Raw genomic sequence first — 11112 nt, 5'->3', positions numbered from 1 at the left:
AAGCTCAAAATCATGACAATCAATACCACCCAATGGCCTACTTTATATTCTGATGCCAATGTTAAAAAATGGGGACTCCCATGTCATAAGAATATTTCACCTCAAAAAGGTATCTTTCAAAATTTATATCTCAAATGGTCAGATTTACCTGAGTTTACAGATAATGAAGATGAAGTAGACCTATATTACATTTGCTGCGATGTTCTGGACCTCGACGAAATGGTTGACGTATTGACGGGAACCTTCATATTTGCCAGGCGCATTCAGGTAGGGAAAGACTGCGGGTTTATAATACAAGCATCTGATTTTCCATCACCGTTTTTATGTGTCACGCAAGAAATAGTTGATAAGACCACAGGAGAGTCAATCAAATTGCCCATCACAGCAGTGATTGATGATGGGATGGTACAAAAAAACTTTGATTTTACTGTAAATGAGCACCAGCAGCGTGTTAATGTTTTTGAATGGGAAGAAGGAGCATCAAACAAAAAGACTTACCTGAGTTATAAATTGGATCCGGGATATTTCATCGAAGGAGAACCAATACGAATTTATTTAAGAACTATTTTCCAATTAGCCACTTTACTTTTTGCAGATAGCCCAGAAATTAGTCTTCGACAACTGGATTACATAGCGGCCTTGGCAGAGGCAAGCGATGATACTCGCTCTGTTTGTGGCGAGGCCCGTGCACTTGCCACAACGCTTAGGTCTATTTTAGCTGCACCTAAGAATGCGCTTTTAGTACCTCAATTAGATCATAATGTTTATGCCGATAAAGCAAAGGCTTGTTTTGACCTACTTAAACTTAGACAAGCTAATTGGGATGCAATGCAAAACAATATTAATAACACGGAAAAGTGGCTTGAATCAGCAAAAGACGCATTAAAGATCAGCCAAAGCGAACAGAATTTAAACAAACTTTTATTACAACAAGCAAAAGATACCCGACAGCAAGTTTTGAATGCAAGAACTATTGCAGCCCGCCAAATCGTCGCATCACAAATCCAATTGATCTGGAAACAAAATGAATTTGTAGCAGGAGTTAAGAATTGGGAAATCGATGAAACCATAAAGGCTGTATTTAATTTAGTTTCTGGAGTTGTAAAAATCCTATCCCAAATTCCGGCTATCGTCGCCACTGGCCCTACACTGGCTGTAATGCCAGCTATCCAAACAGCCACCAGTCTTGCCAGTTTAGGAGCAAAAGCTCTCGGAGCTGTAGGAAGTAAATTAAAACCAAATCCCTATGGCTTTATAGAAGACCTTGATTTAGGGAATCTTCTCGATGATGGTGCTATAAACAATGATGATGGCGGTGGAAATGATTTGGATGAGGATGATTTTCAGAATGTCAGTAGTGATGAATTGGACAAACTGGCAGCCAAACAAAAGGCCGTTGATGGGGAGCGTGAAAAAGCACAAAATGAACTTGTTTCAGCTGTCAAAGGAGTTGCTGAAGGTGGAAAAGAAGTGGCAGATGCTGTCATGAGAATCATGGATGTCGCAAAACAAGCAGATCAAATGGAGAGTGGCAGTCAACAAGCATTATTAACAACAAATGCTTCCGTTAGTGCAGTTTTCTCATCTAATTCTGTTGAGGGAATTGATGTGGTCAGTGGTGGATCACAGGAATGGGATAATTTATCTCTTGCATTAGATAATTTCTTTAAGAAAGTACCGGATGGTATATCTGAAAAAGGACCTTATCAGATGGAATTGCAACGTCTTATTATTATTGGAAAAGTATACTCAGAAGCAAGGTTGGCTTTAGCAAAGGCTAATGCACAGCTAGCTGAAATGCTAATGCGTAAAGAAACAGCTGACAAATCCGTAAAAATTTATCAGGATCGGGTAAATAAACTTGGATCAGAAATTGTAAAGGATGCCACTATTCTTCAATTATCTTATGGAAAGATCCTCGACTCTAAACGGGCAATCTATTTGGCCATGGAAGCATATCGCAGAGCATTTATTTATTATACTTTGGTTAATGATAGAGAAGCCCCAGAATTACCAAAACTTACTGACTCAGTTGATCAATTTGCATCGACAGTCTCGAAGATATCAGGAAAGCTCTTAGATCTCACTTCATTATCCAAAGAGCCTGAAGGAATTTCTCCTACATATACAATTCCTATTGAAGACCTAGAATCCAGTCTAAAAGAAAATGGAATTTTCTCTTATAATTTCACTCCAGAAAACCCAGCATTCGAAAGAACTTATCGAATCCGGTTGGATAATGTTCAGGTCTTTCTTGAAGGACTAGAAATACCCGAAGAAGTAATAGTTAGTATTGTAACTTCAGGAGGTTTTAATGATAAAACAGCCAATAATGGGATCAGGCAATTTGTCAGTCAACCGATAAGAAGATTGTTTAAATATGACGGAGCTACCAAAAAACCCACCATGACAGGAGGGATTGTTCCCCGGTATTTAAATGATTTTTTCAAACCAACCCCCTTTACAACATGGACTATTGAAATAACTGGTCGGGGGAATAAAAAATTTGATCTTTCAAATGTAACTGGCGTGACTTTCTCTTTCGTTGGTGAAGCCACGGCAATTTAATTATCATGACTACAATCAAAAACGCAGTAAACCTTCTACAATCCTTTTCTGATTGGTCCAAATCAGGAGGCGAACAAAGAGCCGGTTTACCAAGTGGTTCCTCAACAAAGATTGATGAAACTGATGCACAGATGATCTATCGGTCAAGTTCATTACAAAATCAAATTCAGCAAATTAAAAGCACTTGGGCTCAACTAACTTCGGGCTCGGAAACTCCGGAAGTATTAAATAGAACCTTAACCAAGAAATTACTCCTGCAACTTGATGATTCAATTCATACTTCTAACACCTTGATGGAGCAAGCTGTAATCTTAAAAGCGGATCTACAACCTTTTCAAACAATTGCAAAAAATCAAATAAAAGAAGTAAAAAAACAGATATTGAATTCTAATTCACAAAAACAAAGTGCCGAAATGGCCCTTGCCCTAGCAAGAACTCAATATAACCAAGCAAGGAGTGAATTAGAAGGTGGCAAAGGTTTTGGAAATGGGTTCCTGACGGGGCTTACTTTGGGAATATACAATCCTGTGAAAAAGAATTTGGATAAGGCCAAAAACGCTGTAGCTACCAGGAACAACCAAATTGCTATAATCAACAGACAAATTCAACTATATCAAACGGCAGATTCAGAACTGAATCAATGTCAAAACCTCCTGTCGAAAATGTTTCAATTAGATATCGTGATCACTGGATTCGAAAACCTTCTCAATAAAATAGGGACTAACTTCCAGGCAGCTTTTGATCATGAAGAAAAAGCGATAACTACAAGCAATGAAAAAGTAGCTGCTTATTATCAACGATTGGTAGGGAAGGATATGACAGGGTTATTTGCTTTAAATCCCTAATCATAACTTCGCCCATTAGAGAAAGGGGCTTAATGATGAAAATTATTTCACTGAGACTTTTTCGATCAATAAAATAACATTGGCATTCTATATTAAATGATAATCCATCTAACCTAAATAACCCTCACTATGATTTCAATTCAAAATTCGTTGGTTTCAATGGATCAGTATATTAAGTGGTCTGACCCTTCTAATGAAAAGAAAGCCGGATTACCGGTAAATTCATCCAATTCCCTCAAAGCCGGAACCTATCAACTCTACGGATTGGCCACAAAATTCCAGACGAAGATCGTGGATCTCAAGAATTTTTGGAATACCATGAGTACATCAACCAATACGAACGAACTCAAATTATTTGGGGCTGAATTAGTGACTCGTCTAGGAGACTTAAATCAAATTGTTCAACTTTTAATTCAACAATCTGCAAGCGTACAAGCTACTCTTCGCAACTTTGATGGGATAGTTAATAATCATAATAAAACTGTTTCCAAAAAACTGGCTGATGCTCAAACGAATTTAGCAAACATAAGCGCCAGAGTATCCCAGTTTAAAAGTGATATGAATAGGGCCATTTCAACAAGGGATCGGGATCAGGCTTACCAAAATTGGTTTATGTGGGTTACAACAGAGCAGGAAGAGCAGTATAAGCTCTCCACCATACAACTGATGCAAAAGGAACTTTCACAATGTCAAGCCTTATTGGCCAATCTGGATATTTTGGAGAATAGCATCACTACCTATCAAAATATGATTAATGCGGCAAGTATTCAAATCACCGATGCTCACGATAAAGAACAAAATGCCTTAAACACAACCAATGAAAAGGTATTCACTTATTATCAGAAAAAAGTTGGGAATCACATGACGAATCTATTTGGTATTATTTAGCTCCCGGAAGTTATTGACTAAGTTTAGTCTATCGCGAGATTATCTTTCCTAACCCACGATTCACCAACTCATTCACAACACTTTTTTGTGTTTATTTTTATCTGATTTCTGCTTAAACCACGTCAATAATTCTCCTAGATTTCTTTAGCAACGGGGTATTTTGATTTTTTATGTACCGATAGTAATAGTGGAATTAATCTAGAACCTATTTCGAAGGCTATTAACCCTAATTAAAAAAAATATTTTTATTTAAAAAGACTTTCATATTTCGCATTGATTTTTGGGATTTTAAATTAAGCAAGTTATCCTAGCATTGACTTGAGTAAAAATGCTTTATCGGGATTGCTGAAGTTTATGCAAAACGATTTATATATTAAGAAATAAGAAAAAAATGAAAATTATAATTGTAATAAAAAAGATGATAATATCCTAATTCAAAGTAAAGGTAAAATCATAAATTTAGCAGCTTACAGAAACACAAATCTCAAATATTATTTACGTAAGTAAATTATACTATAGTATATTTTATACTTTTGTAATTAGTCAAAAACTAAATTTAATATCCAAATAGTAAAATTAAATATAGAATGCAAGGCTAAAGAGTAAATCAAACCATATTTAATTCTAACATGACAAAAAATCAATCCACTAATAAAAAAAGGAATTACGGAAACTAATAAAAACCCTAAATTCTCAGAGGTATAGTTAAGACCCACATGATAAATTGCAAATAAAAAAGATGATAAAATTGAAAATAAAATAATATTATTAGGTATAATATACAATTTTAAATTTAGATTAGATATTAAGAAAAATAAAACAAAACCGATACCGAAATTTAAAAATATTTCAGTCCATAAAGCAATCGGAAAAAGTATTTGTAGAATTTTGAATATTAAAATAACTAGAAAGAAAGAAATCCCGAGGTTTCTAATATCTTGATTTTTGGTTAAGAACGATCTTAAACCTAACTCTTCCAATGTAGGCATAATGAGACATATTATTAAAAAAGATTCAGTAATTCCAAATAAGCTATATTCTTTAAAAAAATATCTTTTCACATTAACCAAGTACCCATTCTCAACTAATTTAGTATTAATAAATAAGAAAAAAATAGTGTTAATAATTTTAAGAAAATACCAGGGAAATATTTTTTTTAAAACCATATCGAAAAAAAAACGGGAGATTTCTCTCCCAAATTTATTCACTTAAACTTTAATTTATTTTACTTATCACTTCGGCTGCTTCCTTCATTCCATCAACAATCGCATTCATAGCATTTAACGCATTTGATGTAAATGATCCAACAAAGTTTCCAATTTTATATCCTAAATTATAAGATTCCTCTGAGCCTCCATTAATTAAAATAAGCTCTTCTCTATTCAAATGAGTTAATTTTTCCATTACCATTGCTTATTTGTTGTATCAAAACCCTTTAAAAATCCATCTCCTAATCCAGAAATAAAATCAGAAGCATCATTCATTAAAACTAATCCTTTCCACCACCAAGTTTCTGAAGCATCTTGGACTGGTTGCATTGCTACAGAGTCCATACCTCCATTGATGAAGTTTATTTCCTCCGAACTTAACTCTTTAAATTTTTCCATGAGATATTCAATTTATTTTAAACCAACATTTCCTGGGCATTGGCAATCCCAATCTCAGTATTTTCAAAACACATTTGCTAGCATTGTATCTTGAAAACTAATCATAACTCTAACTTAACTTCGAACCGTCTAAAATATTGGACACTGGAAAAAAAGTGAAAAATTTCCCTGCATTTATAGAGATTTCTTCGGTTGCTTCCAAAACCTTAAAAGAAAAACCCAGTTGTAAACCCTCACAATTTTCATAAGTAAAGGAATTCAACTTTTTACTAAATCGAATACAGATTCCTTCATCTTTGAGCTCTTCCAAGATCAAGTACAACTTAGCTCTACTCACTCCAATCCGTCCTGCTAACTCCTCAGGACTTCCGGTTCGTTTTTCCCTTACCAGTTTGTTCAATAGCTGTAATCGTTCGATTTGTTTGATAAATTCCATACTCTTATCGGTTTAACGTTTAATTTTTCATTTGAACTAAGTCAGCACAACCAATTGCTTTCGGATCATTTGGAAGTATTTTCCTTCTTTGGCTACGAGTTCTAAATGGCTTCCCTCCTCTACCAGCTTTCCCTTATCTAATACATACAATCGGTCAAACTCCTGTACCGCAGCAAGTCTATGAGTGATAAAGATGATCGTCTTCCCCTCTACTGCGAGCATTCGGATCGTCTGCTGAACAAACTGCTCAGAATCCGGATCCAAGGATGCTGTAGCCTCGTCCAAAATTAGAATTTCAGGATCTCGATAAAGGGCCCTAGCAATAGCGATCCTTTGTTTTTGTCCTCCTGAGAGAGATGCTCCATTTTCTCCCAGATAAGTTCTAAATCCATTGGGCAAGCTCTCTATAAATTCCATCATCCCCAGCCGGTTGCAGATATGTACTACCTTTTGCATATCGGCTTGATAATCACCCAAGGCTATATTTTCGATAACATTTCCAGCAAAGAGATCAATCCGTTGTGGTACCACCGAAACCATTTGTCTTAGGCTACTATTGTTTACAAATTTGATATCGTGGTCGCCGATATATACATTGCCCGACTGTAGTGGATACAAGTTTTGAAGCAAAGAAACCAGCGTGCTCTTACCCGAGCCACTTTCTCCAACTACTCCGGAAATTTTCCCTTTCGCAAAAACCAAAGAAAGATTTTCAAAGACATTTGCTCTGGAACCGTACCTGAAGGATACGTTTCGAAAGGTGATATCTCCAACATCAGATTTTTTGAGCGGGAAAGTTTCCTCAGAGCTTTCTACTTCCAAATCCATAATTTCAAACAATCGGTCAGCTGCTATCAAGGCATTTTGGATGGTCTTATTCATTCCGATCAGGCTGGAAATTGGCCCTGTCAAGTAACCGGTAAGCGCATAAAAAGACATGAGTTCTCCCGGAGAGATTTCATTTTGCAGGACATAGCCAGCTCCCACCCAAAGGAGGATAATCGTAAATAACCTGGATAAGGTCTCCGAAGAAGTGCCAGAAAACAGGTTATTCAAACCTGATTGATAAACCGACCGAAGAAGATTTACAAACCGAATTTCTGTCTTGATATTGGCATGATCTTCGGCTCCAAACCTTTTGATAGTGCCTGCTGAGGTAATTGACTCTACAAGTTGAGATTCCAGTTCTGCAGAATCCTCCATCAGCTTCCGTTCTACTTTTTTATTAATCCGATTCGTTACCCAATAGATAATAGAGTATAGTGGGATCAGCAGTAGCATGATCAAGGCCAATTTCCAATAAAAGGTAAACATCAGGGCAAAAGAAAAAATCACTATAAAGACATTGACCAAAAAACTAATAGACACGTCATTGATAAAAGCTCTGATCTTTACAGCATCATTTATTCTGGAAATGATTTCCCCCACTCTCATGGTATCAAAAAATTGTTGCGGAAGTGTCAAGAGGTGCTTGTAATATCCTAAAATCAAACGGGCATCAATCCGCTGACCTACCTTGATGATAAATAGTGTTTTGAATGTTCCAATTAAGATCTGAAAGATCAAAAGAACTATCATCGTGACAGAAAGCAGGTTGAGCAGGTTGGTATTTCTGCCTATGAATACATGATCTATGATTTTCTGAACATAAATAGAAGTAGAAAGTCCCAAGATGGTGTAAATGATCGCTCCTATCAAAGACTGTATCATCACTGCTCGATGCGGCCTTACCAAAAACCAGAACCTACTCCAAGTACTTACTTTTTCGTTGATCGCTTTAAACTCCTCATTTGGCATCAAGAGTACTAGAACACCGGTCCACATTTCCTTAAAAACCTCAGGTGCCACCTTATGCATCTGACCATCTCCGGGATCCATGTATTCCACTATTTTATCTGCCACTTTATAAAGAACCACATAGTGATGAAGAACTTTTTTGACAATTACATGAGCAATAATAGGCATTGGCACATCCAATAGCGCCTCATACTCTCCTCGTACCCCTTTGGCTGAAAACCCCATTTTACTTGCCGCCTCAATCAATCCTAATATATTAGTCCCTTTCTGATCCGTGGAAGCCATTTGCCGTATTTTTGCAACTGGAAGTTCCAATTTATAAAAGGCAGCTACTGAGGCTAAGCAGGCAGCTCCGCAATCTGTAATATCTCTTTGTTTGATTCTAATCCCCATAAGTCAAAAAATTAGGATCTAGAATTGACCAAGGGATTAAGCCAATCATCCACTTTGTCATATAACAAATGAAATAATGACCTTCTAGCTATGACATATCGTGAATTAAAGGTCATCCCCTTCTTTATTTCACCTTTCTGACCACTTGGTAACTCTAAAAAAAGTTTATCTAAAGTGCATGTAATTAAAAATCCGGCTTCCTTTTCATTGATTAAAGTTAAATCGTCAGCCAGCTCATAGACTTTACCAGTCACAATCCCCCATTGATTATGATTAAATGCATCAACTTGAAACTTGACTTCTTGTCCCTTTTTAATAAATGCTATATCACTTGGTGGCAAGTAGGTAACCGCCAGCAAAGTTGTATCAGGTGAGATTTCAGCTAATTTTTGATTAGGGTAAACAAAGTCTCCCACGTTCAGATTCAATACGTTCAATAAGGTTCCAGAAGTACCCGCTACAATTTTATATTGATCCAATTGTTCTATGGAAACTTCTAACTCTTTGGATAATCGGTCCTTTTCAAATGAAAAATCATTTATTTCTTGTTGCCATTTAGTTACTTGTTGTTTTCTGAAAAGCTCCAATTGAGATTTAGCTTGGCTATATTGTAATTCAACATCATCATATTCTGCAAAGGCTATAGATTTGCTTTCAAAAAGTCGCTTAGTTCTTTGAAAATCACGTTTAAGCTTACTCAGGAGAACTTCCTGATTGTTAACTTCAGTTTGAAATTCCAAAAAGGATGCTTGATAAAATTTAGTTTTTAAAAGAAGGATTTCCTCCGATAAAGAGGAATCTAAGCTCAATAGCTTTTTGAGATCTATCGTAAAATCCGATAATAAATCAAGCCTTTCTTCAATCCCCCTTATTTCAAGATTAACTTGCTCCCCTCGTATAACCGCAAGTACATCTCCTTTTTTAACTTTTTTGTTATCAGTTAAATCCCATAAATCTAATCTTCCAGTTACAGTATTAAATACATTGTTTCTCAGAATAGAAGATTGAAAAGTTCCACGAGCCTGCACTGCTACATCAACATAAATAAGAGGCATGGCTAAAGAAAATAGGAAGATTAATCCTAAAAATAACCAATATACCAAATGGGAACTCACTCTTATTCTTGAGTCATATACTTCTAAAGTATTTTGAATGATCGATTGGGGAAAAAGCTTTTTGTCCATTTTCAAAAAAAGTTAATATGGAACTAATAAAATCTGGAAAGGCTCTTTTAAAATTAAATTCTTTCAAATTCAATTTTCAGAAGCTTTGCAGAAATCAGCAAAAGACTACTATCATCTAAAAACAAAGACTGTTTAAAAGCAACAGACCCACCGAGAACACCGATATAAATCGATTAAACAGTTAAAAGCTTAATTAACAAACTAATAATGCAATAAATAAAACTTAAAGTTTAATTCCAAGAAAAAAATAAAAGGCTTTAACTTAATGAAAACCGATAAACTAATAAATTTGATATTTTTCAAAATATAATTCTAAAATAAACTACTATATCCTTATAATTCAAAATATTATTTTTTTAAACTATAATTATAATTAATTAAGTTTTTTCAAATTTATTTTTAAAATTAAATATAACCTTCAAATTTCACTTACTTTTTTTGGCTAACAAACTGAATTTAATTTCATAAGGAATACAATAACTCCCTGTCAACTCATTAACCCAAAAAGTAAAATTAATGGTAAAATAAAATCTTTTAGTTGAATCTATAAAATTCTATAGTTCACCCTAAAACAGCTTTATTCGAACCAATCAAACCTTTGATTTACTTAGGTATGATCTCGGACAAGCTGAAAAACCATTTCTATCTCCCTTTTCCCTAATCCCTGCTCTCCAAATAGACAGGCTATGACAGAAAATTTAAATACAATTGAAGAAATACGAAGTATGAGGGGCTGGTTAAAGTCACAAGCATTTGAATAATGCATTTTAAGGTCGAATAGCGATTGGGAAAACAACTCACAACCACCACATCATTTCCAACTTCCCTTTCAATAATCCCCACAAAGACAGGTAATTACGGTTCACCAAAGCAATTCTAATCCCTACAAGATATTTGATTTAGCCCCAAAAAAAAGATCGGTATTCTTTAGAAAACCAGTTGTATTTGACTGCGCGGTGGGCTGTCGCAGCAGCGGGCCGGCGATGGCATTGTGCGGAGAAGCTTTGCTGCGACTTGGCTTTTTGCTTGTCCGCCGAGGCGGGGTCCTTTTGGGCTAAGCCAAAAGGACGTAAATAAAGAACAAAGATTTAATCTGAATTTAAAATTCATTGATAATAGTTCGGAATTTCAAATCCCGAATAGCAACTGAAATGTTGAAGGCCTAATAATGAGGCGAGAAGTACTAAGTCAAAGGGGAAGATTAAATGAAAGGAGATTTTAATAATATCGAATGTTGAATGTTGAATGTTGAATAGCGAGGTGAGACAACAACTCACAACCACTACAACAATTACAACTTTAAGTAACGAGATTGCCACTCCTTTCCTCGCTAGCCCCATTCGAAGGATCGCAATGACGTTAAATACATCAACCCACAACCACAACAACATTTC

Annotated in this window: 9 protein-coding genes; 3 read left to right on the top strand and 6 right to left on the bottom strand. The window is 35.5% G+C overall.

The genetic code is table 11. The features are described 5' to 3' along the window. The 3 genes from AAGF08_RS20125 to AAGF08_RS20115 form a co-directional block, all read left to right on the top strand. A partial coding sequence (locus tag AAGF08_RS20125; protein WP_343513235.1) for a hypothetical protein occupies window positions 1-2568 on the top strand: 2568 nt, incomplete at its 5' end. 5 nt (window positions 2569-2573) lie between these two features. After that, entirely contained in the window at window positions 2574-3413 is an 840-nt protein-coding gene (locus AAGF08_RS20120) for a hypothetical protein (protein ID WP_343513234.1), read from the top strand. Window positions 3414-3572: 159 nt separating this feature from the next. Continuing rightward, window positions 3573-4301: a hypothetical protein gene (locus AAGF08_RS20115; protein ID WP_343513233.1), complete on the top strand. Its 729-nt coding sequence runs from the start codon at window positions 3573-3575 to the stop codon at window positions 4299-4301. Window positions 4302-4840: 539 nt separating this feature from the next. Here the strand turns inward: AAGF08_RS20115 and AAGF08_RS20575 are convergent. The 6 genes from AAGF08_RS20575 to AAGF08_RS20090 form a co-directional block, all read right to left on the bottom strand. Next, complete coding sequence (locus tag AAGF08_RS20575; RefSeq protein ID WP_353527665.1) at window positions 4841-5290, bottom strand: hypothetical protein; 450 nt, start codon at window positions 5288-5290, stop codon at window positions 4841-4843. 226 nt (window positions 5291-5516) lie between these two features. Continuing rightward, on the bottom strand, window positions 5517-5705 hold the full coding sequence (locus tag AAGF08_RS20110; protein WP_343513232.1) for a hypothetical protein: 189 nt from the start codon (window positions 5703-5705) through the stop codon (window positions 5517-5519). Further along, window positions 5705-5908, bottom strand: a complete 204-nt coding sequence (locus AAGF08_RS20105; protein WP_343513231.1) for a hypothetical protein — start codon at window positions 5906-5908, stop codon at window positions 5705-5707. The genes AAGF08_RS20110 and AAGF08_RS20105 overlap by 1 nt, the downstream gene beginning before the upstream one ends. 109 nt (window positions 5909-6017) lie before the next feature. Then, window positions 6018-6344: an Lrp/AsnC family transcriptional regulator gene (locus AAGF08_RS20100; protein WP_343513230.1), complete on the bottom strand. Its 327-nt coding sequence runs from the start codon at window positions 6342-6344 to the stop codon at window positions 6018-6020. Between the two features lie 36 nt (window positions 6345-6380). After that, complete coding sequence (locus AAGF08_RS20095) at window positions 6381-8534, bottom strand: peptidase domain-containing ABC transporter (protein WP_343513229.1); 2154 nt, start codon at window positions 8532-8534, stop codon at window positions 6381-6383. 11 nt (window positions 8535-8545) lie between these two features. Beyond that, on the bottom strand, window positions 8546-9718 hold the full coding sequence (locus tag AAGF08_RS20090) for an HlyD family efflux transporter periplasmic adaptor subunit (protein WP_343513228.1): 1173 nt from the start codon (window positions 9716-9718) through the stop codon (window positions 8546-8548). Window positions 9719-11112: the final 1394 nt, after the last annotated feature.

This window comes from Algoriphagus sp. SE2 (assembly GCF_039563885.1).
Lineage (GTDB): Bacteria > Bacteroidota > Bacteroidia > Cytophagales > Cyclobacteriaceae > Algoriphagus.
The sequence above is the reverse complement of the archived record's forward strand: the minus strand, read 5'-3'. Positions and strand labels throughout refer to the sequence as shown.